Here is a 25914-nt window from a genome sequence, read left to right on the forward strand (position 1 = left end):
GCATTCAGTTGAAAAAGATATTTTTACTCTTAGTTTTTAGTTTGATTTCTGTAGTTGCCGTTGCTCAAAAAGCAAGAATTAAGGGCGTTATTTTAGACGAATTTCAAAACCCAATAGAAAATGTAGGTGTCGAAGTTGGCGAATTAGGAACCGTCACAAATTCTAATGGTTTTTATCTTTTGGAAATTCCTGCTAATAAGAAAGTTACAGTCGTTTTTTCGCACGTATCTTTCAAAAATTATAAAGTAAGTGTAACTTTAAAATCTAACGAAGATTATGAATTTAATCCGGTTTTGAACGCTAAAGTCGAAGAAATTGGCGAAGTTGTTGTTACCGGAAATAGTAAAAAGCGCGTCGAAGGCGTCACTACAATCGATCCGCTGGTTATTCGAACAATTCCTGGTGCTAATGCCGGAATTGAAAATATTATTAAAACATTACCAGGCGTTTATTCCAATAATGAATTAAGTACTTCCTATGCTGTTCGTGGCGGAAATTATGATGAAAATTTAGTTTATGTTAATGAAATTGAAGTATATCGTCCGTTTTTAATTCGCTCAGGACAACAAGAAGGATTGAGTTTTACCAATACCGACATGGTTCAAAATGTTGATTTCTCAGCTGGTGGCTTTCAATCGAAATATGGTGATAAATTATCTTCAGTTTTAGATATTACCTATAGAAATCCGAAGAAATTTGGTGCGAGTTTAGAAGCGAGCCTTTTGGGCGGAAGCCTAACCGTTGAAGGAATTTCTAAAAATCAAAAATGGTCAAATATTACGGGAGTTCGCTACAGAGATAACAGTCTATTGGTAAATAGTCAGGAAACAGAAACTAATTTTAGACCGACTTTTTTCGACGTGCAAACCTTGTTGAATTTCAATGCTTCAACCAAATGGCAATATAGTTTTTTGGGAAATATCTCTCAAAACAGATACAATTATGAACCGCTAACGCGTCAAACAAATTTTGGTACAATAGATGAACCCATTGCTTTAGTTGTTTTTTATGAGGGACAAGAAAAAGATAAATATCTAACCGTATTTGGTGCCGGAAAAGCCGTTTTTCAATATAACGAGAACAATAAGTTGAAGTTTTTCCTTTCAGGATATCACACACAAGAACAAGAATATTATGACATTTTAGCGCAGTATCGCTTGGGTGAAGTAGACGCAAATATAGGTTCAGAAACTTTTGGCGATGTTGTTTTTACAAGAGGAATTGGTTCGCAATTAAATCATGCGCGTAATGATTTAGACGCTTTAATTGTAAATGCGGAAGTAAAAGGTTTTCATGAAGTCAATAAGAAATTTCAAATTGAATGGGGAGCAAAATTTACGATGGAAGACATTCGTGATCGTATTGTTGAATGGGAAGTAATCGATTCAGCCGGATTTTCTTTGCCAAATCCTATTTTGGATTATCAAAATAATCAACCATACAATCCATATGTTGGACCATTAGAGCCTTATCAAAACGTAAGAGCTACAAATTATACGAGAATAAATAGACTTTCTGGTTATGCTCAAATGAATTATAGAGGAAAAATTGGAACGCACGATTACTGGTTAAATGCCGGAATTCGTGCCCATCAATGGCAAGTAGAGGCCGATGGTCGCCCAAAAGGAGATAGCCAAATAACGTTTTCACCAAGAGTGCAATTTGCCTTCAAACCGGATTGGGAAAAGGATATGCTATTCCGTATTTCGGGAGGTTTGTATCATCAGCCGCCGTTTTACAGAGAACTTCGTGATTATGATGGGATAGTGCAAACCAATGTTAAAGCCCAACAATCATTTCATCTAGTTTTGAGTAATGATTACAGTTTTAAAATGTGGCAACGACCGTTCAAATTAGTTTCGGAAGCTTACTATAAAAATATTACCGACGTAAATACTTACACGATTGATAACGTTCAAATTCGCTACAGAGCAAACAACGATGCTGAAGCTTATGCTTATGGTTTTGATGCGAGATTAAATGGAGAATTTGTTCCTGGAACTGAATCGTGGTTTAGTTTTGGTTATTTAAAAACGGAAGAAAATCAAGATGGGAAGGGCTTTATAGCGCGTCCAACGGATCAACGCTTAAAGTTTGGTGTTTTATTTCAGGATTATATGCCTAATATTCCGAACTTAAGATTGTATCTGAATTTGGTTTATAATACAGGATTGCCAGGAGGTTCGCCTTCCTATTCAGATCCTTATAACTACCAATTACGTTTAAATGATTACCGAAGAGCCGATGTGGGATTCTCATTTGTATTCAAAGATGAAAAAATAAAATCGGATAAAATGTGGTTGAAACCTTTTGGAGAATTTTCACTGGGATTAGAAATTTTCAACTTATTCAACAACCAAAATGCTATTACGAATACTTGGGTTAGAGACGTTTACACCAAATCACAATATGGTGTTCCTAATTATATGACCACAAGAGTTTTTAATCTAAAACTGATTGCAAGGTTGTAATCAATGTTTTTTAGTATATTTGACTATATTTATTTTATATGAAACGAATTATCGCATCCCTATTATTAGTAACGGCTTTAGTAAGTTGTAAAGAAGAAAAAGCTACACCAAAAGTAATTTACGAAGAAGGTAAGTCTAAAGTGGAAAATACTGCTAGAGATACGGCTTCATTTAAAGTGGCCGATTTACCTATTTTGATGGAAGGAACACATTATTTAATTCATCCAATTGGAGATGTGCGTGTTTATGACACCGATAGTAAAGCGTACGGAAGCAGTAAAACCAATCAGGTGAGTTATGCCATTTCTAATTATAATCGCTTTGAAATAACCGGGTATTTTGACAATTTAAATTTTCAACATATCGATTCTTCATCGATTAAACCGTTAACAACTGAAAAAATCCAGATTCAGACTGCTACATATTTAGAAGCAGTTGCTCTTAGAACTAAAAAACAAATGTTTGTGTATACTTTGGTAGATTCGGATACGAATAAAGATGGAAAAATCAATCAAAACGACATAAAGTCCTTATATTTGAGTACGGCTGATGGCGAAAATTTTACAAAATTATCAGAAGAATTTCAAGAATTAATCGATTGGAATATTGTTGAAGCACAAAATCGTTTGTATTTCAGATGTATTGAAGACATCAATAAAAATGGTGCTTTCGACAAAAACGATAAAGTGCATTACCACTTCGTAGATTTGGTAGCCAAAGATTGGAAAGTAGAAATGTATAAGCCAAATTAGTTTAATCTAAATCAATATATCGCTTTCTAAATCTGATTTTTCAATTGTAAAGTCACATCCCAATTTAGATACTAATTCGATTACCAATTTCTTATACCAATTTTCACTTTTAGGATGAATGTAGATTTTTTCTATTAATTTGTCGAGGGCAACTTCTACTTTTAATCCATTATCAATTCGCATATCTTTTTTAGAGGTATCGGAAATAATTCGGATTTCACGTTCGTATTGAAAACTTTTACGCTTGAACAAAAATGGAAAGAAGTGATCATCAAACGGGATAAATTCTTTTTTGTAATCGATATAATTGACTTCGCCTATAAATTGCTCGGTTCTTTTTTCTTGCTCCAAGGCTTTTTTTAAACGACCAATTGTAGTTTGAATGGCTAAACCTTCTGTGTTTTGTGTGAAAATTTGCCACATTGCAAACGATTCGTATTCGTTAATGTGCCAACTGCTGATGGTAACTTTCTCCCGATGCGATTTATAAAAATCTAAAAACCTTGGATTATCAGCTGAAATTTTTCTAATCTCTTCAAAAGTAGGTTCGGAAAATGTACCTTCATACTGATCTTCAAATTTATCCGACCGCGACATAAACAACTGCTTAGACAACAACATATCTAAAAACTTAGATAAATCTAAATATTTCCAAATAATGGTCTTATCATCAGGTAGTGTAATATTGGAGTTGTTTACATACATTTTTTTTCAATTACAATATCAAATTTTACAACACAGATTTAAGAAATCTTTAAAATCTTAAATGAACTTTAATGAAAAGTTACTCTTCAAAAAACTTAAATGACTTATGTTTTCAAAAATCCGTATTAATCTGCGTTTCGCACTAGCGAATCCGTATTATCCGCGTTCAATTTTTTACTCAAAACTCTGCATCATCACTAACTTCGAATACGTTCCGTTTATAGCTAATAATTCAAAGTGCGTTCCTTGTTCTACTATTTCACCCTTTTGCATTACTACAATTTTATCTGCTTTTTGAATCGTAGACAAACGGTGTGCAATTACAACCGAAGTACGATTTTGCATCATATTTTCTAAAGCAATTTGTACGAATTTTTCACTTTCCGTATCCAAAGCCGAAGTAGCTTCATCCAAAATCATAATTGGTGGATTTTTCAAAACCGCTCTCGCAATTGACAAGCGTTGCTTCTGTCCACCCGAAAGTTTTCCTCCAGCATCACCAATATTGGTTTCAATTCCGTTTGGTAAATCTGACACGAATTCATAAGCATTAGCAATTTTTAAAGCTGAAATAATCTCTTCATCCGTTGCGTTTGGTTTGCCTAAAAGAATATTATTTTTGATGGAATCATTAAACAAAATAGAATCTTGTGTAACCAACCCCATCAAATCTCGTAATGAAGTTAGCGTCATATCTTTGATATCTGTTCCGTCAATTTTGATTGTTCCTTCTTGCACGTCATAAAAACGCGTCAATAAATTCGCAATCGTACTTTTTCCAGAACCTGATTGCCCAACTAATGCCACTGTTTTACCTTTCGGAATTTCTAAAGAAAAGTTTTTCAAAATATTTTCTTCTCCATAACCGAAGTTAATATTTTCAATACTTATTTTTTGATTGAAGTCCTCTTTCTTAATCGCATTTTCTTTATCAGTAATGTTGTTTTCAACTTCTAAAACTTCAAAAACACGTTCTGCAGCAGCTAAACCATTTTTCACAGCATAAGAAGCTTTTGAAATTGCTTTTGCAGGTGTTAAAATGTTATATGCTAAAAGCATATATACTAAAAACAACGATCCTTCAAGTGTTTTTTCTACTAAAACTAAATTCCCTCCATACCATAACAGAATTGCAATAGTTACAATTCCCATAAACTCACTCATAGGAGAAGCCAAATTATTTTTATTACCAATACTGTTTGATAATTTTAGCAATCGATTGATGGAATTGTTGAATTTTTCTTTAAAGATAGGTTCTGCTGTGTAGCTTTTTACTACTTTAAGGCCTCCCAAGCTTTCTTCAACCACTGATATTAAAAAGCCATTTTCTTGTTGAGCCCTTATAGATTTTGCCTTTAAATTCTTTCCGATTTTTGAGATAATAAATCCAGAAATTGGAATAAAAATAAAAACAAAAAGAGTAAGTTGTACACTTATATTTAGCATTGTAATCAATGCAAATACTATGGTTAGTGGCTCTTTTACAATAAGTTCTAATATCTGGAAAAATGAGTTCTGTACTTCGTTTACATCACCCAACATTCTTGCCATAACATCACCCTTTCTTTTTTCAGAATAATATGAAACCGGTAATGCTATGATTTTTGAATACATATTTTTTCTTAAATCTCTTAAAACACCGTTTTTCAGATGCATTATATGATAAGAAGCCAAATAATTGAATAAATTTTTAAAAAGGAAAGTTATAATTACGAGCGAAACAGCTAATAATAATGCAAATTGAGGTCCGTTTTCTTTATTTAATGCTGAAATATGATAAAATAAAAAATCTTTTCCAAAATCTACCACATTCGCAATTCCTGTGTATTCTGGTTTTATAGTAACTTCTTTACCTGTTTTGAATAGTACTTCTAATAATGGAAACATTGTTACCATAGAAATAGTGCTAAATAAAGCATATAATACATTAAAAATTACATTAAAGATAATGTGTTTTTTATATGGTTTTGTATACGGTAAAAGTTTAATTAGATTTGCGTCCATTAGTTCAATTTCATTGCTGCAATGATATTTGCAATCTTGTTATCTAAGTCGTTTTCTACTTCTTTTGCTTCAGCAACACTGTCTAAAGGTGCATTTACACTAAAGTAAAATTTTATTTTTGGTTCTGTTCCACTTGGTCGCGCACAAATTTTGCTGCCGTCTTCCAAATAGTAAATTAAAACATTTGATTTTGGAATCGTAATTTCAAATTCATCAGCATTCATAAAGTCTTTTCCTTTCGAACTTTGATAATCTTCGATACAAACTACGCGTTCCCCATTAATTTCAGTTAGTGGATTTTCGCGTAATTCCACCATCATTTGTTTGATTTCATTCGCACCTTCAATTCCTTTTTTAGTAATCGAAATTAGCGATTCTTTATAAAAACCAAAATCAACATATAAATTCATTAATTCTTGATAAATCGAACTTCCCGAAGCTTTTGCTTGAGCCGCAATTTCACTTACTAATAAGATAGCGGCAACGGCATCTTTATCACGAACCGCATCGCCAACCATATAACCAAAACTTTCTTCGCCACCGCCAATAAATTGTAATTCTGGAAAATCCTTGATGAATTTCGCAATCCATTTAAAACCAGTTAATCCTACTTTACATTCCACGTCGTAAGCCGCTGCTAATTCTAACATCATCGGCGTGGAAACAATTGTAGATCCTATAAATTCTTTTCCGGTTAATTTATTAGTGCGTTTCCATTGTTCTAATAAAAACGCGGTCATAATAACCATCGTTTGGTTTCCGTTTAATAATTTAATATTTCCGTCTAAATCACGAACAGCAACACCTAATCGGTCGGAGTCCGGATCCGTTCCCACAACAATATCTGCACCCGTTTTCTCGGCTAAAGCAATTGCCATCGATAAAGCTTCTGGTTCTTCAGGATTTGGTGACTTTACCGTTGGGAAATCTCCGTTCGGTTCGGCTTGTTCCTGCACAATTTGCACATCGGTATAAACTGCTTTTTCCAACACATTCGGAATCGCTTTAATAGAAGTTCCGTGTAATGATGTGTAAACGATTTTTAAATTCGCTTTTGCTTCAGCTGGCGTGTTAAAACTTGCATTTTCAATCGTAGATTTAGCAAACGCTTCATCCACTTCTTTGTCAATGTATTCAATTAAAATTTCGTTGGCTTCAAACTTAATTTCACTGTATTTTAAGGCTTCAATTCCTTTAATAATTGCTGCATCTTCTGGCGGAACTAACTGGCCACCATCTTGCCAATACACTTTGTAACCGTTATATTCTGGTGGATTATGAGAAGCCGTCAACACAATTCCAGCGTGACATTTCAAATAACGAACCGCAAAAGATAATTCTGGCGTCGGACGCATTTCTGAAAACAAATACACGTGAATTCCATTGGCCGAAAAAACATCCGCAACCACTTTTGCTAAGGTATCACTGTTGTGACGGCAATCGTAAGCAATCGCAACTTTTAATTGTTCGTTTGGAAACGATTTCTTTAAATAATCAGACAAACCTTGCGTGTTTTTACCCAACGTATATTTGTTGATGCGATTGGTTCCAACGCCCATTATGCCGCGCATTCCGCCGGTTCCAAACTCTAAATTTTTATAGAAACTCTCTTCTAAATCCTTTGGAGCCGAAGTCATCATTTCCAAAATCGCCGCTTGCGTTTCCTCGTCAAAAGTAGGGGTTAGCCACTCGTTTACTTTATTTAAAATACTTTGTTCAATATGCATATTCTTATTTTTTTGAAGCCAATCCTGCTATCCGCTATATCTTTTTTAATTGCCTTGGGTTTTAACCCAAGGCAATTAAAAAAGGATGTCGCTCCTATCAGGGCTAGACCTGTTCGTATTCTTTATTTCTTTTGGAAACCTATTGGGCTTCTTTGTTTTTGTTCTGTCTCTTGCTGATTGGTTTCCATAAGGAAGTTCAGTGCATTATAAATATCAGGAAATTTATTTTCAACTTCAGTGATTCTTTTCGAAATTTCTTCTAATGATAAAAGTGAATTTCGCAACACCACAAAAGTACGCATAATCGCAATATTTACTGCAATTGCTTTCTTTGAATTCAATACAGAAGAAAGCATTGCAACGCCTTGTTCTGTAAAGGCAAAAGGCTTCGACCCGCCTAATTTGCTTTTAGATGGTATCACAAATTGTGATACCAAGTTTTCAATTTCATCTGCATGTAATTCAAACATAAAATCCTCTGGAAACCTGTTTAAATTTCTTTTAACTGCTTGTTTTAATACTCTGGTTTCAATTTCATAAAGGTTTGCTAAATCAAAATCTAACATCACTTTTTGGTTTCTAATCACATGAATTTTGTTGTGGATAATTTCTAAGGTTTGCATGGCGTGTATATTTGTTGTTTTCTTACTTTAATATAAATAACATAAAAGCTGTTATTCATTACTATTTTTACTTGAGGTCACAATTTGCGACCTCAAGTTCTATTTTTTATAACACTTCCGAAATCTTATAGCGTTCTTCGTTGTTTTTGGTTCTTAATATAATTTCGCCTAAAAATCCGGCTAAGAACAATTGTGTTCCAATTAACATTGCTGTGATGGATAAATAAAACTGAGGTCGATCTGTAATTAATCGGCTTGTTTTGTGGATGAATAATTTATCAATTCCCAAATAAAGTGCAAATAAAAAGCCAATTACAAACATCACAGTTCCTAAAAGTCCAAATAAATGCATCGGTCTTTTTCCGAAAGTGGAAATAAACCAAATCGTAATTAAATCTAAAAAACCATTCACAAAACGACTCATTCCAAATTTAGAACTTCCGTATTTTCTGGCTTGATGAATGACTACTTTTTCGCCAATATTACCAAATCCAGCATTTTTTGCTAAAACTGGAATATAACGATGCATTTCGCCCGAAACTTCAATGTTTTTAATAACAATATTCTTATAGGCTTTCAAACCACAATTAAAATCATTCAAAGTAACACCCGAAGTTTTTCGAGCCGCCCAGTTAAATAACTTCGATGGAATGTTTTTCATCATCACAGAATCGTAGCGTTTTTTCTTCCATCCCGAAACCAAATCATAGTTATCGTTCCTAATCAAACGATATAATTCTGGAATTTCATCCGGACTATCTTGTAAATCGGCATCCATAGTAATTACAACATCGCCTTGTGCTTTGTTAAAACCAGCGTGCAATGCTTGCGATTTTCCGTAATTTCTTAAAAAACGAATCCCTTTCACATTCGGATTTTTTTCAGAAAGTGTCGTAATCGTTTGCCAAGAAGCATCCGTGCTACCATCATCAATAAAAAGGATTTCATAAGAAAAGTTATGAGCGTTCATAACTTTTACAATCCAATTGTGTAATTCGGGCAACGATTCTTGTTCGTTTAATAAGGGAATAACTAAGGATAAATTCATTTAGAATGCAGGTTTGTCTTTTTTGATTACTAAACCAACAATTAGAGCATGTATTAAACCAATAACGCAATACATTAATATCGTAAATGGAATAACTACGTAAGGTCTCATAAACATCTCTACAAATTTCATTGACATTTTTAATTGCTCTGATGTTATACTAGGTGTTTGTTTTACTGTTACTTCTTGAATTTTTGACAATAATTCTTGCTTGAACTCAGGCACAATTATATCAAATATTAAATAGAAAATACCATACATTAATGCGGCTAACGCACAAACGGTAAGTCCTATTTTAAGAGTTTCGCTTAAAGATATAAAGCCTTTGTTGAAATTTAGTTTAAAATTGTTGGCTGCTAAATAAATAAATGCAAACGGAAGAATTACGTAATTTAGCACGTTAATTATAACGCCGACTAACGGAGCGTCTTGTGGGTTAATGTCCAAAACATACATAACAACAAATTCTAGTATCATAATGATTCCAAATGCTACGCCATAATTTAAAGCCGACTTTCCTGGTGAAGTAATTTCTTGCATAAAGTTTATTTATTAATTTACAAAGATAAGAATTCTAATGGTTTGTATATAAGAGTAAATAAATAAAAAAAAGTTACATAAACATTGGTAAATTAAAAATAAAATGTACTTTTGCACTCTGAATATAAAAATGTTTAAAAACAAAAGGTTATAAACTGTTTACACCTTTAGTAAAATAAAGCCGCGGAACAAGTTATAATCACTTAATAAAAAGATTTACAAAATGAAAAAAGGAACACACCCAGAAAATTACAGATTAGTTGCATTTAAAGACATGTCAAATGAAGATGTTTTTATCACTAAATCAACAGTAGAAACTAAAGAAACAATTACACACGAAGGTGTTGAATATCCAGTATACAAATTGGAGATCTCTAGAACTTCTCATCCTTTTTACACAGGTAAATCTAAACTTATCGATACTGCAGGTCGTATTGATAAATTCAAAACTAAATACGCTAAATTCGACAAAAACTAATCGAATTTTTCAAAATAATAAAGAGCTTCACATTTGTGAGGCTTTTTTTATGGAATAAATTGTAATTTTGCTTTTTTAGAAATACTATTATTTAATGTACAGACAAGTCATAACTTCTCTCAACTCGATATAACATGAATTACATACTTTTTGATGGAACGGTTCGCAATGCGTTACTACCTTTTACATTTACACGACCAGTTGCGGATATTTTGGTTGGAATTTTAACCATTCGCGAAAAATGGGAAAATTATCTAGGAACTACAACCACAACAGTAACTGAGGAATATTTAACAGAAAAATATCCAATGGTTGAAATGGAGCAAAACGTTATGATCAATGCTTCTTTCTTGCCAAATCCGGTTTTAGTGGAAATGATTCAAAATTTGAATCCAAACGAAGCTATTATTTTAGACGAAGAAATTATTGCTTTTTACACCACCGACACCCAAGAAGATATCAATTTTGACGAATACGAATTAATTGATTTCGAAGGAGATTTCTTGCGTATTGAAAACACTTGGGATATTTTTTCCAAAAACGACGCCGCAATTCGCGAAGATTTCGATTTTATTACAGAAGATAGAACCTCACAACCAATTCCAAAATCAGTCAATGTTATTTCGCCTGAAAATATTTTCATTGAAGAAGGAGCAAAGTTAGAATATGTTACTTTAAATGCTTCAACTGGACCAATTTATATCGGTAAAAATGCCGAAATTATGGAAGGTTCGGTAATTCGTGGACCATTTGCTTTGTGCGAATCTGGAAGAGTGAAATTAGCAACTAAAGTATACGGAGCAACAACCGTTGGACCCCATTCGGTAATTGGAGGAGAAGTGAACAATTCGGTGTTATTCGGTTATTCAAACAAAGGGCACGATGGTTTTTTAGGAAATTCAGTCTTAGGTGAATGGTGTAATATTGGTGCCGATTCAAATAATTCAAACTTAAAAAATAATTACGAAGAAGTACGGTTGTGGAGTTATGAAACAGAAGGTTTTGCAAAAACTGGTTTGCAATTTTGTGGTTTAATGATGGGCGACCATAGTAAATGTGGTATAAACACTATGTTTAATACTGGAACTGTAATCGGAGTTTCAACAAATATTTTTGGTGCTGGTTTTCCAAGAAATTTTGTACCGAGTTTTTCTTGGGGTGGTGCTGCTGGTTTTAGTACTTATTTAACTTCAAAAGCATTTCAAACTGCAAAAATTGTAATGGCAAGACGAAATGTTGAATTTTCAGAAGAAGACGCGAAAATTTTAGAATATGTTTTCGAAGAAACTAATAAATTTAGAAAAGAATAAAATATGTTAGGGATTCTATTTATATATTGGATTGGTAAATATTTTTATCAATTAGCAGAAAAATTTAATCAAAACAAATGGTTATATGCTATTTTGGGAGTTGTTGTTTATTACAGTGGCCAAATAATAGGCGCATTATTAATTGCTGTTGTAAGTGAACTTTTTGATTTAGGAATTGATTTTGACGGTGTGTTAATTAATGTAGTCGGAATTTTAATAGGTGGAATTGCTTGTTATCTTTTTTACTTACTATTAGAAAAAGTATGGAAAAGAGACGTTGTAATTATAAAAGATTCCATTCAAGATATTGGAAAGTCAGAAATGGATTAGTTGATGTAAAAATACACCGCTAAAAAGCTGATAAATACTATTATTATAAATATAATTAGCTGTTTTTTGCTCTTTTTATTTTCTGCTTGCAAACGAGTTCTTATTTCGGCAAGAAACTCCGGACTTGCTTGAATGTGATCAATTAACGGCTGACTTTTAGTACTTTTATAATCTTTCCAACTTGTTCGGTCAAATTTATTGCGTAACGATTTATTATACGCTAAACTTTTTATTGCGTGCAACATTGAACCTTCTCCTGCCATTTTCTATAAATTTAAGTCTTCCTTCATTTTAAGAGAACAAATTACATCTATTTTAAGTATCGCATAAGTATTTTGTGAGAAAATAAATAAAAAAGACCGTTAATTTCTTAACGATCTTTGAACAGGCTCCTATTATATTTCTATTTTTCCCTCTATACCATCGCTATTGTCTGCTTTGCTTCCTGTTACTATTGCTGTAAAGAAATGCATCAACGATACAAATTTTCCTGCTTTTGTATCCCAATAATAAGTTTCTTCTGGAACTATTCTAATAACACTTACTTCTGGATCATCTTTTCCATCAAACCAAGCATTGGCAAATAAGGACCATTTTTCTTCAATTGTTGCTTTATCATCATAAATATAAGCTTTACCAAAAACTGATAAATATTCATAATCACCATTATTCATAAAATACAATTGTACCTTATTATCACTAGCGATTTCCATATTTTTATTACTTTCTTTACTGCTTATAAACCATAAATTTCCCTCTTCATCACAATTTTGAAGACTCATTGGTCTAGCATTGAAAGGTAATTTACTTTCTAAATTTGTGATAAACATACAAGTTCTTGCCTTTTCAGAAAGTTCTTTTAGTTTTGCAATTGCTTCTTTATTGAATAAGTTTTCCTTTGACATAGTTTCTCTTTTTTTAATTAATAATCAAAGTTCTATAAAAATGCTTCACCATTCATTATATCATTTTTATTATATTTTATAAGATTCTAAATCTATTAAATCTGACTGTGAATGATTTATACGAATTTTATGATTTTTCCCCCAATATTTTTAATTTTCGAATTCAAAAATGCAGCAAATGAGATTTTGTCTATTTCACACATTAATACTATCTTTGCCATCTCAATTTTTGACAACGATTTCATCGATTGAGCTTACTTATGGAAAACAAGAAAAAAGTAGCCTTTTATACTTTAGGCTGTAAATTAAATTTCTCAGAAACGTCTACAATTGCGAGAAATTTTCAAGACGAAGGATTTGAACGTGTTGATTTTGAAGAAGTAGCAGATATGTATGTTATTAATACATGCTCAGTTACCGATAACGCAGACAAGCAATTCAAACAGATTGTAAAAAAAGCAATGAAGCTAAATGATAAGGCATTTGTTGCGGCTGTTGGATGTTATGCCCAATTAAAACCGGAAGAATTAGCAGCAGTTGATGGTGTAGATTTGGTTTTAGGCGCCACAGAAAAATTCAAAATCACAGATTATATTAATGATTTGTCCAAAAACGATATGGGCGAAGTGCATTCTTGCGAAATTGAAGAAGCTGATTTTTATGAAGGAAGTTATTCAATTGGCGACAGAACACGTGCTTTTTTGAAAGTACAAGACGGTTGCGATTATAAGTGCACCTATTGTACAATTCCGCTAGCGCGTGGAATTTCGAGAAGTGATGCTTTGGAAAATGTATTAACAAATGCTTCAGAAATCTCAAAACAAGGCATCAAAGAAATCGTTTTAACCGGAGTAAACATAGGAGATTACGGTAAAGGCGAATTTGGAAATAAAAAACACGAGCATACTTTTTTAGATTTGGTAAAAGCTTTGGACGAAGTTGAAGGTATTGAACGTTTGCGAATTTCTTCAATTGAACCTAATTTGTTAAAGAACGAAACCATTGATTTTGTTTCGAAAAGTAGAACATTTGTACCGCATTTTCACATTCCATTACAATCTGGAAGTAATGATGTTTTAAGAAAAATGAAACGCCGTTATTTACGTGAAGTGTATACCGATCATGTTAAAAATATTAGAGAAGTAATGCCTCACGCTTGTATTGGTGTGGATGTGATTGTCGGATTTCCAGGAGAAACGGATGAACATTTCTTAGAAACGTATCATTTTTTGAATGATTTAGATATTTCTTATTTACACGTTTTTACTTATTCAGAAAGAGATAATACCGAAGCAATTGAAATGGATGGTGTTGTTCCAGCAAATGTGCGCTCCAAAAGAAGTAAAATGTTACGCGGACTTTCCGTTAAGAAAAGAAGAGCATTTTACGAAAGTCAAATTGGAACGAACCGAACGGTTTTATTCGAAAGTGAAAATAAAGAAGGATACATTCACGGATTTACAGAAAATTACGTTAAAGTAAAAACACCTTGGAATCCGGCATTAGTGAATACTTTACACCAAATAAATTTAACAAAAATTGACGAAGATGGAAGCGTGCGTTTAGCATTCTTAAACGAAAAAATCCAAATTCCAGCTGTTTAATCAGTTTGGAATTTGGATTTTTTTAATAATCTTTTAGTGACACAGAATTATATCATTAATCCAGGAGGCAAAAGTTCACGATATTTACGGTTTTTTCTGAAGAAACTTATAAATCTAGCGTGTGTTGGCACCACTTTTAATTTTCGTTCAACAGCCAATTCTAATACATTTTGTATGAATTCATTCTGCAACTCTTCCTCTTCATTGTTGTTAGCACAGAATTTGGTTAAAAATAATTTCCGCTCTTGAACAGAGTATTCAATAGCCACTAAACCTGTTGCTGTAATAATTTCAAATTGTCTTAAAAGTTGATTATCTTTGATTTCCATGATAATTTCAATTAGAGTGCAAATTTACGAAACTTTTTTCACATAGTAACCATGACCAAAATCCCCGTTTATTTTATGCCTGGTTTGGCAGCAAGCTCCACGATTTTTGAAAATATTAAATTGCCCGAAGATCAATTTGAAATGTACTTTTTGGAATGGTTTTTGCCAAATGATAAGGAAAGTATCGAATCGTATGCAGAACGAATGAGCGCGAAGATTCTGCATGAAAATCCGGTGTTGATTGGTGTTTCGTTCGGAGGAATTTTGGTACAAGAAATGGCAAAACTAATGCCAACTAAGAAAGTCATTATTATTTCGAGTGTTAAATCAAATACCGAATTTCCTTCTCGATTAAAAATGGCGAAAGCGACAAAAGTGTACAAAATTTTACCAACGCAATTATTAGCTAATGTTGAATTATTGGTGAAATATGCTTTTGGAAGTGATATCATTCAAAAAAGATTGAAATTATACGAAAAATATTTATCTGTTCGAGATAAAAAATATTTGGATTGGTCTATTGAAAATGTATTGTTGTGGCATCAGAAAATTGCTGATAAAAATATAATCCATATACAAGGAGACGCGGATGAGGTTTTTCCGATAAAAAACATACAAAATTGCATTGGTGTAAAAGGCGGAACACACATTATGATTATCAATAAATACAAATGGTTTAATGAAAATTTACCAAAAATAATACTTCAATAAATGAAAAAAGTGATGATAAAAAAAACAGTATTGATTGCAACAATTGCTTTTGTAGGAAGCTTTTTAATCTATGGTGAGGTTTCAGGCTCAACGAAATTTGCTCCAATTGGCTATAATTTACAAATGAATTTTGCCAATGAAACAGTTCCAACTCAAATAGCAGATGTGCAAGAGCGCTTAGACAGAGAAATGATTACCAATATAAATTATCATACCAATACAACTTTAGTAATAAAACGCGCCAATAAAGCATTTCCAATTATCGAACCTATTTTGGCAAAATATGGTGTTCCAGACGATTTTAAATACTTGGCTGTGATTGAAAGTAGTTTAGTAAATGCCGTTTCGCCAGCAGGAGCAAGAGGCGTTTGGCAATTTATGCCGGAAACAGCAAAAGAAAAAGGAATGGAGGTTACTGATGAGGTAGATGAGCGTTATCATTTAGAAAAATCAACTGAAGCCGCTTGTAAGTATTTATTAGTAGCTAAAGAAAAATTCGGTTCTTGGACCTTAGCTGCAGCCTCTTATAATGGTGGAATGACAGGTGTTAACAATAAATTGAAGGAACAACAAGTGTCAGATTATTATGATTTGCTCCTAACGGAAGAAACATCTCGTTATGTTTTTAGGATTTTAGCCTTGAAAGAAATTATGAAAAACGCCGATAAATATGGATATTTAATCCCTACTGAAGCTTTATATGTTAATCTTCCAACTAGAAAAGTTGTTGTAGATTCTACAATTACGGATTTGGCTACTTTTGCTTTAACGCAAGGAATCAACTATAAAATCTTAAAAATTCACAATCCTTGGTTACGCGATAGAAAATTAACGGTTGCAACTGGAAAGCAATATGAAATAGAAATTCCAACTTCAGGATATAATAAGTAAAAAAAATCCACATAGAAGTACGGTTGTATTGTAATCAAAAAAAATTGAGCTACGATATAAGTTCAAGATGTAGTCTCAATATAACTGCTTTTCTATGTGGACAATAAGTAATGTATTAATTCTAAAAACAATTTCAATACCATAAAGTTATGAAAATTAATCGGTTATCGGTCTTGTGTTTTGTTAAATTTATAAAATAGTCCGAAATTTAACAAAAAAAGCACCTAAAAAGGTGCTTCTTAATTTTAAAAAGGAATGAATTACATTTTTTTCATTTGATCTTTCATCATTTTTATCTGCTCTTTCAACATATTTTGTTTGTCTAATTTTTTTGCTTCATTTAATAATGAAGTTGCTTCCATTTTTCTTCTTCTCGTCATTGCAATTCCAGCTAATTGTAATTTTGCCAAGGCTAAATCTTGATCCATAGACAGTCCAAGTGCAATTGCTTTTTTAAAATAACGCTCTGCTTCGTTCAAATTCGTTTGCGAAACCATTAAACCATGCAGATAATTGAAATATCCTTGTTGTTTCTTAATCAATGCCGCTTCAGGATTTTTGATGTAAGTTAACCATTTTTGTGCTCCAGGAAAATCCTGACTTCTTAATTTTAAAAAAGCTAATAAGATAAATTCGTTCTTAAAGTATAAGAAAATTGGGATGATTGATAAAAGTAAAATGAATATTCCATTTCCGATATTTCCGCCAACAGAAAACAAATAAATAGAAAATGCTATTAAAAGACCTGCTAAAACTAATTTGATATTTTTGTGAAACATTTTTGTATATTTTTGTGAACTGCAAAGATAATAAAATGAATTCGAAATATTTTTAAAAAAGTACTTGTGAATAAAAAAAGTCTTTGTATATTTGCACTCGGTTTTCAGGAGATGAATTCCGTTGAGTTTTAAAAAAGAATTTTATTATAGATTTAAAAAATACTACTAATGAGTAAGAGAACGTTTCAACCATCAAAAAGAAAAAGAAGAAATAAGCACGGTTTTATGGACAGAATGGCTTCTGCAAATGGAAGAAAAGTGCTTGCTCGTAGAAGAGCTAAAGGAAGACATAAATTGACTGTTTCTTGCGAACCAAGACACAAAAAATAATGTTTTAGCTTAAAACAATATATTAGCCGTTACTTTTATTAGTAGCGGCTTTTTTTTAAAGTTTTTTAGAAAATATTGATTTTTAGGAGCTGTTTCCCGCTTTCCACTCTAATCTTTTTTGTTTTAAAAGAAAACAAAAAAGGATTTCCGCTCCAATCAGGGCTAGTGCAAAGTGCATCAATCAAGAATTATTTTATCGAATCGTATCGTATCGTATCACAACACAACTAACAACACACTACAATGCCAAGAGACAATTCAATTAAATCCGTTTTAATCATAGGTTCAGGACCCATCGTAATTGGTCAAGCTTGCGAATTTGACTACGCTGGTTCGCAATCGGCTCGTTCCCTTCGAGAAGAAGGAGTGGAAGTTATCTTAATTAACTCCAATCCGGCAACGATTATGACCGATCCTACAATGGCCGATCACGTTTATTTGAAGCCATTAACTACAAAATCAATCATTGAAATCCTTAAAGCTCATCCACAAATTGATGCTGTTTTGCCTACAATGGGCGGACAAACAGCCTTAAATTTATGTATCGAAGCAGACGAAAAAGGAATTTGGACTGATTTCGGCGTGCGATTAATTGGTGTTGACATCAACGCAATCAACATTACAGAAGATAGAGAGCAATTTAAAAACTTATTAAATAAGATAGGAATTCCTCAAGCTCCCGCTCAAACGGCTAACTCTTTTTTACAAGGAAAAGAAATTGCACAAGAATATGGATTTCCACTTGTAATTCGTCCTTCGTTTACTTTAGGAGGAACAGGAGCGGCAATTGTTTACAAAAAAGAAGATTTCGATGCTGCTTTAACTTACGGATTAGAAATGTCACCAATTCACGAAGTTTTAATTGATAAAGCTTTAATGGGTTGGAAAGAATACGAACTAGAATTGTTACGTGATAGCAACGACAACGTCGTAATTATCTGTACCATCGAAAATATGGATCCAATGGGAATTCATACGGGAGATTCAATTACAGTAGCACCTGCGATGACTTTATCAGACACAACATTCCAAAGAATGCGTGATATGGCGATCTTAATGATGCGTTCTATCGGTAATTTTGCTGGAGGTTGTAACGTGCAATTTGCAGTTTCACCAGATGAAAAAGAAGATATTGTAGCGATTGAAATCAATCCTCGTGTTTCTCGTTCTTCTGCATTAGCATCAAAAGCAACAGGTTATCCAATTGCTAAAATTGCTTCAAAATTAGCTTTGGGCTATAACTTAGATGAATTGCAAAATCAAATTACAAAATCAACTTCGGCCTTGTTTGAACCGACTCTAGATTATGTAATCGTAAAAATACCAAGATGGAACTTTGATAAATTTGAAGGCGCTGACCGAACGTTAGGACTTCAAATGAAATCAGTAGGAGAAGTTATGGGAATTGGCCGTTCGTTCCAAGAAGCACTTCACAAAGCCACACAATCCTTAGAAATTAAACGAAATGGATTAGGAGCAGACGGAAAGGGCTACAAAAATTATGATCAAATAATAGAAAAATTAACTTTCGCAAGTTGGGATAGAGTTTTCGTAATTTATGATGCGATTGCGATGGGAATTCCGCTGAGCAGAATTCACGAAATCACAAAAATCGATATGTGGTTTTTGAAGCAATATGAGGAATTATTTCATTTAGAAAGAGAAATTTCAAATTATAAAATAGATACTTTACCTAAAGAATTGCTTTTAGAAGCAAAACAAAAAGGATATGGTGATCGACAAATAGCACACATGATGGGCTGTTTGGAAAGTCAAGTATATAAATTACGTGAAGAACAAAATGTAAAACGTGTTTACAAATTAGTAGATACTTGTGCGGCAGAATTTAAAGCAGTTACGCCTTATTTCTACTCGACTTTTGAGGCCGAAATCGAAAAACCAGACGGAACAACGTACGTGCATAACGAAAGTATTGTTTCAGATAAAAAGAAAGTAGTCGTTTTAGGTTCAGGACCAAACCGAATTGGACAAGGAATTGAGTTCGATTACTCTTGTGTTCACGGCGTTTTAGCAGCTAAAGAATGTGGTTACGAAACGATTATGATTAACTGTAATCCAGAAACGGTTTCTACCGATTTCGATACGGCTGATAAATTATATTTCGAACCAGTATTTTGGGAACATATCTACGACATCATTCAGCACGAAAAACCAGAAGGTGTAATCGTTCAATTAGGAGGCCAAACAGCTTTAAAATTAGCCGAAAAATTATCTAAATACGGAATAAAAATATTGGGAACTAGTTTTGATGCTTTGGATTTAGCTGAAGACAGAGGGCGTTTTTCTGAGTTATTAACGGAATTGAAAATTCCATTTCCACAATTTGGAATTGCAGAAAGTGCAGAAGAAGCTTCAAAGTTAGCCGATACTTTGGATTTTCCATTATTAGTTCGCCCTTCTTATGTTTTAGGAGGACAAGGAATGAAAATTGTCATCAACAAACAAGAATTAGAAGAACATGTAATTGATTTATTAAAATCGATTCCAGGAAATAAATTATTATTAGACCATTATTTAGATGGCGCCATCGAAGCTGAAGCAGATGCCATTTGCGATGCAGATGGAAATGTATACATCATTGGAATTATGGAGCATATTGAGCCTTGCGGTGTCCATTCTGGTGATAGTAATGCAACTTTGCCTCCGTTTAACTTAGGTGAGTTTGTAATGCAACAAATCAAAGATCATACGCACAACATTGCAAGAGCTTTGCATACAGTTGGATTGATCAACATCCAGTTTGCAATTAAAGATGATATCGTTTATATTATTGAAGCGAATCCAAGGGCCTCTCGTACCGTTCCATTTATCGCAAAAGCGTATGGCGAACCTTATGTAAATTATGCTACGAAAGTAATGTTAGGATACAATAAAGTGACGGACTTTAATTTCAACCCACAATTAAAAGGATATGCAATTAAGCAACCTGTTTTCTCTTTTAGTAAGTTTCCCAATGTGAACAAAGCATTAGGACCAGAAATGAAATCAACTGGAGAAAGTATCTTGTTTATAGATGATTTAAAAGACGATCAATTCTATGATTTATACGCCAGAAGAAAAATGTATTTAACGAATTAAAAAAATAAAAATCCCAATCATAAGATTGGGATTTTTTAATTTGCAAACTCTACCCCTAAAGTTTACAAAAGAAGTATCTTTCCTATACAAATTGGTTTCTAATTTGTATTTAATTATTTTTCATTTTAATAGAAGTTTAAGTTGGTTTCTGTATTATGTCTTATTCTTCTTGTACGAATTTAGAAAATTATTTTTTATTACTGTTACAGATTTTCTGTACATTTTCACTTTTTTTTTCCAGTGTTTACTAGGATTTTGGTTTTGAAATTCGGTTTTTGTGAAATAAAAAACGCAGATTTTGTACTTAAACAAAAAAAAGGCATCAATTTCTTGATGCCTTTTTTTTTAAATAAAGTTGCTATAAATTACATACCACCCATTTGTTTTTGGAATTCTTCCATAGTTACTTTTGTAAATCCTTCACCTACAGAAAAACAATCTTTAGGTAAATCTTTTGAAAACGAAGTTGCTGTCATAGTCATTTCTCCTTGTTGAGTTGTAGTTTTCATTTGTAAAGGATATCCAGCAAGTTTTACTTTTGCGTCCTTTGAATCTTGAACTGCTATTCCTTCTGTAATGTAAAAATCATTTGTAGTTCCGTCGTTCATTTTTACAATAGCTTTATAACATTTAAAACCTGCAATTTCTTTGGTGTCTTTTTTGTCATAACTAACTTCTAAAGCATTTTCTAAATTTCCAATACCTTTACTCTCTTTTAAAGCTTCTTCACCGATTTCAATAATCTCATATTTCATTCCCATCACTTCAATTGTCATTTTGGAATCTTTAAGATTTCCTACTGGTGTAATAGTTTTCATTAACATCATACCGCCCATCATGTTCATATCTGTCGCTTGCATCTTTTCATCAAAATGAACAGCCATTGTACTTTCGCCCATCATCGCACTAGCTTCATCATTTCCAGTCATTTCCATTTTATAGGTAACTGAACCTTTTTTCAATGCCGTTTGTGCATTCATTGTTACTCCAGCAAACAATAGAAATGTGGCTGCAATTGTTGTGATTTTTTTCATAATAATAGTTTTTTTTACGTTGGGTAAATATAACAAAATATTTTATTTTAGGATATTATTCCTAATAGAGTTTTTTATTGTCCGATAATTCGCTACATTTACTTTAAACTAAATTGGTTATTATGGCAAAAAGTCAAGATGCAAAGAAAACAGCAAAAAAAGAGCCTTTAAAGACGGCAAAAGAGAAAAAAGAAGAAAAACGCGATAAAAAAAATTCTCCTAAAAGAGATTAATATCAATCCTCAATAGCTAATAGTTGTTGGGGATTTTTTATATTTGAGGAAAATTAAAATACTTCCTATGAAAATTAGATTGCTAGCCTTTACCTTTTTCTTGTTCCAAACACTTGCTGTTTTAGCTCAAGATTTGAATTCCTTAAAATCGGAAGCGTTACGTTCTTATAATGCAAGCATAAAAATGAATTTTGATGATATTTTCGATACAACTTATCCAAAGGTTTTTGATATAGTTGCGAAAGATCAGATGAAACAAATGTTTGGTCAAATGATGGATAACGAACAATTTTCAATCAAATTAGTTGAAGTTGATCCAAAATTTTCATTTGGTGAAGTTAAGAAAATTGAAGATAAAACCTTCTGCATCATTACGTATAACAATGTAATGGAAATGACTTTTAAAACGCAAATGGAAGATGGAGAAGCTATGGTTGATGTTTTTAAGTCAAATATGGAAGCAGAAAAGGTAACTTATAATAAATTAACGAACACTTTCAAAATTGAATTAAGAGCTACACTAATTGCTGTTGCTGATGGCTTAACGAATAACAAATGGAAGTTTTTAAACAAAGACAAGGACAACAAAATGTTCTTAATGATTTTCAATGACAAAATACAAAAACAATTAGGACTTTAATGGATACACAAGCAAATAATATAGTTTACACAGCGTTTTTTAATCAGGTTAAAGCTAGCATTGCCAATGGAACATTTGCTAAATTAACACTTTCAAAAACCATTGGAAAACCAGAATTACAAAATATTTATGTCAAAACGATAGTAGAAGACAATATTTTGAAATTAGCGATGACGCATAAAATTTACATTACTGAAAAGCAAGAAGTTTTACACATTTATCCAATAGAAGAATTGGAAACAGAGCTGACGCAATACATCAATAATCCATTTATGTGGGCTTTGTTGTTTACTACTGAAGCAGATATTACGATGAAGTTAAATAAAAAGCGAGTTGCAAGTATCATCGAACAACTGCCCACGTTTAAAAATGCAGATGCAAATTTGGTGGAGTTTTTAGGGAGGTAATTTTAGTTAGTAAAACATATAAAAAAGGTCAAATTCAGCCCCAATTTGACCTTTTTTTATAAAAATAATTATTTTAAGGTATACTCTTATGTTCTTATAACTATTTTTAGAGGAATTAATCTATGTCTCATCCGGGAAAATCTTTCCAGGATTCAATACATTATTCGGATCAAAAATTGCTTTTATGCGTTCCATTAATTCGAGATGTACTTTTGAAAAAGCAATATCCATATAGTTTTTTTGAACTAATCCAATGCCGTGTTCACCCGAAAGTGTTCCTTTTAGGCTAACTGTTAATTCAAAAATCTCTCTAATTCCGAGCGGAACTTGTGTGTGCCAATTGTCATCAGACATTTCGCCTTTTATGATGTTCACGTGTAAATTTCCATCACCTGCGTGCCCATAACAAACTGATTGAAAACCATATTTCGATCCAATTTCTTTTATGCCCTTTAATAATTTAGGCAAGTCATATCTTGGAACAACCGTATCTTCTTCTTTGTAAATAGAATTAGCTTTTACAGCTTCAGCCACCGAACGACGTAATTTCCACAATGCATTTTTTTGTTCTTCAGTATCGGCAAATAATACTTCATCAATGTCAAATTGTTCGACAACTTTTAAAATTTGTTCGGCTTCTTGCATCAAAATTTCGGGATAATTTCCATCTACCTCAATCAGTAAATGCGCTTGAATGTGGTCATTTACTTTCACATTCAAACCGTCTACAAATTTTAAGGTCCAATCAATAGCATCACGTTCCATAAACTCCAAAGCACTCGGTGTAATTCCAGCTCTAAAAATCGCTGAAACGGCTTCACACGCTTCTTCTGCCTTCACAAAGGGAACTAAAAGTAAGATATTATGTTTATTTTGAGGAATCAATTTCAATACCGCTTTGGTTACAATTCCTAGAGTTCCTTCGCTTCCAACCATCAATTGTGTTAGATTATAACCTGTTGAATTTTTCAACGTATTTGCTCCGGTCCAAATGATATCACCTGTCGGTAAAACTACTTCTAAATTCAAGACGTAATCTTTGGTAACACCATATTTCAAAGCTCTTGCACCGCCTGAATTTTCTGCAATATTTCCTCCAATCCAGCAACTTCCCATACTACTCGGATCAACTGGATATAACAAACCTTTTTCAGCTACAGCTTCGCGCAGCACTTGTGTAATTACGCCGGGTTCTGTGGTGATTTGTAAATTACGTTCATCAATTTCAAGAATTTTATTAAAACGTTCCATTGAAATTCCAATACCGCCATAAATTGCTAAAGCACCACCACTTAATCCTGTTCTCGCACCAATTGGTACGGTCGGAATTTTATAACGATTTGAAATCTTTAAAATTTCAGAAACTTCAAATGTATTTGCAGGTTTAACGACAACTTGAGGCGGAAAACTTAAATCTTCTGTTTCATCGTGACCGTAGGTATTTCGCGTAGCATCATCTGTAAAAATATAGGCAGAACCGACAATGTTTTCAAGTGCAAGTAATATTTCAGAATTCATAATATAAAATTGAAGTGTAAAGATATAAAAATAGTAAATAAATGTAGGAGGAAATTAAACCTTCTGTTTTCAACTGTTTTATATTCCTACATTTTTTGTAATTTTACACAAAGCAATTATTCTTTTGAAAACACCAAATAAAAAATCAGCCTTATCCGAAGTTCACGGTGTCGATCAACCGCAAGCTATGAGTGCTGTAGTGGCACAACAAATTCAGCAATTCCGACGAAAACAACCTTCGGCAGCAGAATTAGTGACTCGAATTTTGAATGGTGATAAAACCGCATTAAGTCGTGCAATTACCTTGGTAGAAAGTACAAATCCTGAACATTTGGAAAAAGCGAATGAAGTGATTAAGGATTGTTTGCCACACGCTAATAAATCGGTACGTATTGGAATTACAGGTGTTCCGGGTGTTGGTAAAAGTACTTTTATTGAAGCTTTTGGAAAGTATTTGACTTCAATCGGAAAAAAAGTTGCGGTTTTAGCGGTTGACCCAAGTTCATCTATTAGTCACGGAAGTATTTTAGGCGATAAAACCCGAATGGAAGAATTGGTAAAAGACGAAAATGCATTTATCAGACCAAGTGCTTCGGGTGATACTTTAGGTGGAGTAGCTAGAAAAACCAGAGAATCAATAATTTTGTGCGAAGCTTGTGGTTTTGATACAATTATTATTGAAACAGTAGGAGTAGGCCAAAGCGAAACTGCCGTTCACAGTATGGTTGATTTCTTTTTATTATTGAAAATTGCTGGTGCTGGTGATGAATTACAAGGGATTAAACGTGGCATTATGGAAATGGCGGATACTATTGTAATCAACAAAGCAGATGGTGATAATATTCAAAAAGCAAAATTAGCGAAAACAGAATTTAATCGTGCGTTGCATTTATTTCCTGCGAAAAGTAGTGGTTGGATTCCAAAAGTAACAACTTGTAGTGCTTATGAACAAACTGGAATTGGTGCTATTTGGGAAATTATTTCCGAATATTTTGAAATGGTAAAAACTAATCATTATTTTGAAGAAAAGCGTCAAAGTCAGAATCAATTTTGGATGATGGAGACCATTAACGAACAATTGAAATTAAACTTTTACAACCATCCTGAGATTATAAAATTATTAGAAGAAAACAAAAAAGCCGTGCAAAACAATGAAAGATCACCTTTTGCAGCAGCTATGAATTTGTTGAAAAAATATTTTAAAGCATAAATGAATTACTCTTCGTAACGTTCAATTTCACGGTCATAAAATTCACCAGCAATAGTGATTAAATGCTCCATTTCTGATTCTAATTCTTTTTCATCTTCTTCTTCAATATCTTCAAGAAATTCTACTTCGTCATCTTTTAAATTGATAATGAATCTTGGATATTCTAAATGAATGATGAAAATATCTTCCGGAAAGTCAGTGTTGTCACCGATTACAAATTTTGGATAAGTCATATC

General features: G+C 32.8%; 26 protein-coding genes. 13 read left to right on the forward strand and 13 right to left on the reverse strand.

Annotated elements, in window-relative coordinates; all coding sequences use genetic code 11:
• The first annotated feature begins 2 nt into the window (after positions 1 to 2).
• Together T1L09_RS07330 and T1L09_RS07335 are read left to right on the forward strand one after the other, a co-directional pair.
• The gene (locus T1L09_RS07330; RefSeq protein WP_422718492.1) at positions 3 to 2471 is read left to right on the forward strand and encodes a carboxypeptidase-like regulatory domain-containing protein; all 2469 of its coding nucleotides are present in this window, start codon (positions 3 to 5) and stop codon (positions 2469 to 2471) included.
• Positions 2472 to 2509: 38 nt separating this feature from the next.
• A complete protein-coding gene (locus tag T1L09_RS07335) occupies positions 2510 to 3223 on the forward strand; it encodes a hypothetical protein (RefSeq protein ID WP_322550306.1) in 714 nt (237 codons plus the stop codon).
• 6 nt (positions 3224 to 3229) lie between these two features.
• On the opposite strand, the gene T1L09_RS07340 is transcribed toward T1L09_RS07335, so the two are convergent.
• From T1L09_RS07340 to T1L09_RS07365, 6 genes are all read right to left on the reverse strand, one after another.
• Positions 3230 to 3928 carry a hypothetical protein gene (locus T1L09_RS07340; RefSeq protein ID WP_322550307.1) on the reverse strand — a complete coding sequence of 233 codons (699 nt, stop codon included), beginning with the start codon at positions 3926 to 3928 and terminating at the stop codon, positions 3230 to 3232.
• 174 nt (positions 3929 to 4102) lie between these two features.
• Entirely contained in the window at positions 4103 to 5932 is a 1830-nt protein-coding gene (locus T1L09_RS07345; protein WP_322550308.1) for an ABC transporter ATP-binding protein, read from the reverse strand.
• Entirely contained in the window at positions 5932 to 7659 is a 1728-nt protein-coding gene (locus T1L09_RS07350; protein ID WP_322550309.1) for a phospho-sugar mutase, read from the reverse strand. The genes T1L09_RS07345 and T1L09_RS07350 overlap by 1 nt, the downstream gene beginning before the upstream one ends.
• A 122-nt stretch (positions 7660 to 7781) precedes the next feature.
• Complete coding sequence (locus T1L09_RS07355; RefSeq protein WP_322550310.1) at positions 7782 to 8282, reverse strand: ORF6N domain-containing protein; 501 nt, start codon at positions 8280 to 8282, stop codon at positions 7782 to 7784.
• Between the two features lie 106 nt (positions 8283 to 8388).
• The gene (locus T1L09_RS07360; protein WP_322550311.1) at positions 8389 to 9330 is read right to left on the reverse strand and encodes a glycosyltransferase family 2 protein; all 942 of its coding nucleotides are present in this window, start codon (positions 9328 to 9330) and stop codon (positions 8389 to 8391) included.
• On the reverse strand, positions 9331 to 9870 hold the full coding sequence (locus T1L09_RS07365; RefSeq protein WP_322550312.1) for a DUF4199 domain-containing protein: 540 nt from the start codon (positions 9868 to 9870) through the stop codon (positions 9331 to 9333).
• 223 nt (positions 9871 to 10093) lie between these two features.
• On the opposite strand from T1L09_RS07365, the gene T1L09_RS07370 reads away from it, so the two are divergent.
• The 3 genes from T1L09_RS07370 (at position 10094) to T1L09_RS07380 (ending at position 11988) form a co-directional block, all read left to right on the forward strand.
• Complete coding sequence (locus T1L09_RS07370; RefSeq protein WP_322550313.1) at positions 10094 to 10348, forward strand: type B 50S ribosomal protein L31; 255 nt, start codon at positions 10094 to 10096, stop codon at positions 10346 to 10348.
• Positions 10349 to 10482: 134 nt separating this feature from the next.
• The gene (locus T1L09_RS07375; RefSeq protein ID WP_322550314.1) at positions 10483 to 11658 is read left to right on the forward strand and encodes a GlmU family protein; all 1176 of its coding nucleotides are present in this window, start codon (positions 10483 to 10485) and stop codon (positions 11656 to 11658) included.
• A gap of 3 nt (positions 11659 to 11661) precedes the next feature.
• Positions 11662 to 11988, forward strand: a complete 327-nt coding sequence (locus tag T1L09_RS07380) for a hypothetical protein (protein ID WP_322550315.1) — start codon at positions 11662 to 11664, stop codon at positions 11986 to 11988.
• On the opposite strand, the gene T1L09_RS07385 is transcribed toward T1L09_RS07380, so the two are convergent.
• Both T1L09_RS07385 and T1L09_RS07390 read right to left on the reverse strand, forming a co-directional pair.
• Complete coding sequence (locus T1L09_RS07385) at positions 11985 to 12251, reverse strand: hypothetical protein (RefSeq protein WP_322550316.1); 267 nt, start codon at positions 12249 to 12251, stop codon at positions 11985 to 11987. The two genes, T1L09_RS07380 and T1L09_RS07385, sit on opposite strands and share 4 nt — an antisense overlap.
• A 132-nt stretch (positions 12252 to 12383) precedes the next feature.
• Positions 12384 to 12893 carry a pyridoxamine 5'-phosphate oxidase family protein gene (locus T1L09_RS07390; RefSeq protein WP_322550317.1) on the reverse strand — a complete coding sequence of 170 codons (510 nt, stop codon included), beginning with the start codon at positions 12891 to 12893 and terminating at the stop codon, positions 12384 to 12386.
• Positions 12894 to 13153: 260 nt separating this feature from the next.
• Between T1L09_RS07390 and mtaB the strand changes: the two genes are divergently transcribed.
• Complete coding sequence (gene mtaB, locus T1L09_RS07395; protein ID WP_322550318.1) at positions 13154 to 14497, forward strand: tRNA (N(6)-L-threonylcarbamoyladenosine(37)-C(2))-methylthiotransferase MtaB; 1344 nt, start codon at positions 13154 to 13156, stop codon at positions 14495 to 14497.
• Positions 14498 to 14544: 47 nt separating this feature from the next.
• Here mtaB and T1L09_RS07400 read toward each other — a convergent pair whose 3' ends face one another.
• Positions 14545 to 14826, reverse strand: coding sequence for an N-acetyltransferase (locus tag T1L09_RS07400; RefSeq protein WP_322550319.1), 282 nt, complete (start codon positions 14824 to 14826; stop codon positions 14545 to 14547).
• Between the two features lie 51 nt (positions 14827 to 14877).
• On the opposite strand from T1L09_RS07400, the gene T1L09_RS07405 reads away from it, so the two are divergent.
• Both T1L09_RS07405 and T1L09_RS07410 read left to right on the forward strand, forming a co-directional pair.
• Positions 14878 to 15537 carry an alpha/beta hydrolase gene (locus tag T1L09_RS07405; protein ID WP_322550320.1) on the forward strand — a complete coding sequence of 220 codons (660 nt, stop codon included), beginning with the start codon at positions 14878 to 14880 and terminating at the stop codon, positions 15535 to 15537.
• Positions 15538 to 16428 carry a transglycosylase SLT domain-containing protein gene (locus T1L09_RS07410; RefSeq protein WP_322550321.1) on the forward strand — a complete coding sequence of 297 codons (891 nt, stop codon included), beginning with the start codon at positions 15538 to 15540 and terminating at the stop codon, positions 16426 to 16428.
• Between the two features lie 260 nt (positions 16429 to 16688).
• Here T1L09_RS07410 and T1L09_RS07415 read toward each other — a convergent pair whose 3' ends face one another.
• Complete coding sequence (locus T1L09_RS07415; protein ID WP_322550322.1) at positions 16689 to 17207, reverse strand: DUF2892 domain-containing protein; 519 nt, start codon at positions 17205 to 17207, stop codon at positions 16689 to 16691.
• Between the two features lie 168 nt (positions 17208 to 17375).
• Here T1L09_RS07415 and rpmH point away from each other — a divergent pair, with 168 nt between their 5' ends.
• Both rpmH and carB read left to right on the forward strand, forming a co-directional pair.
• Positions 17376 to 17537 carry a 50S ribosomal protein L34 gene (gene rpmH, locus T1L09_RS07420; protein WP_007136275.1) on the forward strand — a complete coding sequence of 54 codons (162 nt, stop codon included), beginning with the start codon at positions 17376 to 17378 and terminating at the stop codon, positions 17535 to 17537.
• Positions 17538 to 17780: 243 nt separating this feature from the next.
• A complete protein-coding gene (gene carB, locus T1L09_RS07425; protein WP_322550323.1) occupies positions 17781 to 20636 on the forward strand; it encodes a carbamoyl-phosphate synthase large subunit in 2856 nt (951 codons plus the stop codon).
• Positions 20637 to 21001: 365 nt separating this feature from the next.
• Here the strand turns inward: carB and T1L09_RS07430 are convergent, their stop codons facing one another.
• On the reverse strand, positions 21002 to 21670 hold the full coding sequence (locus T1L09_RS07430) for a hypothetical protein (RefSeq protein ID WP_322550324.1): 669 nt from the start codon (positions 21668 to 21670) through the stop codon (positions 21002 to 21004).
• A 300-nt stretch (positions 21671 to 21970) separates the two neighbouring features.
• Here T1L09_RS07430 and T1L09_RS07435 point away from each other — a divergent pair, with 300 nt between their 5' ends.
• Positions 21971 to 22543, forward strand: coding sequence for a hypothetical protein (locus T1L09_RS07435; RefSeq protein ID WP_322550325.1), 573 nt, complete (start codon positions 21971 to 21973; stop codon positions 22541 to 22543).
• Positions 22543 to 22950, forward strand: coding sequence for a hypothetical protein (locus T1L09_RS07440; protein ID WP_322550326.1), 408 nt, complete (start codon positions 22543 to 22545; stop codon positions 22948 to 22950). Before T1L09_RS07435 ends, T1L09_RS07440 begins: the two co-directional genes overlap by 1 nt.
• A gap of 120 nt (positions 22951 to 23070) precedes the next feature.
• On the opposite strand, the gene T1L09_RS07445 is transcribed toward T1L09_RS07440, so the two are convergent.
• Positions 23071 to 24468, reverse strand: a complete 1398-nt coding sequence (locus T1L09_RS07445) for an FAD-binding oxidoreductase (protein WP_322550327.1) — start codon at positions 24466 to 24468, stop codon at positions 23071 to 23073.
• 118 nt (positions 24469 to 24586) lie between these two features.
• Here T1L09_RS07445 and meaB point away from each other — a divergent pair, with 118 nt between their 5' ends.
• On the forward strand, positions 24587 to 25678 hold the full coding sequence (meaB, locus tag T1L09_RS07450; RefSeq protein ID WP_422718493.1) for a methylmalonyl Co-A mutase-associated GTPase MeaB: 1092 nt from the start codon (positions 24587 to 24589) through the stop codon (positions 25676 to 25678).
• Positions 25679 to 25683: 5 nt separating this feature from the next.
• Here meaB and T1L09_RS07455 read toward each other — a convergent pair whose 3' ends face one another.
• A complete protein-coding gene (locus T1L09_RS07455; protein ID WP_322550329.1) occupies positions 25684 to 25911 on the reverse strand; it encodes a hypothetical protein in 228 nt (75 codons plus the stop codon).
• Between the last annotated feature and the right edge of the window lie 3 nt (positions 25912 to 25914).

This window comes from Flavobacterium psychraquaticum (assembly GCF_034497725.1).
Classification (GTDB): Bacteria; Bacteroidota; Bacteroidia; order Flavobacteriales; family Flavobacteriaceae; genus Flavobacterium; species Flavobacterium psychraquaticum.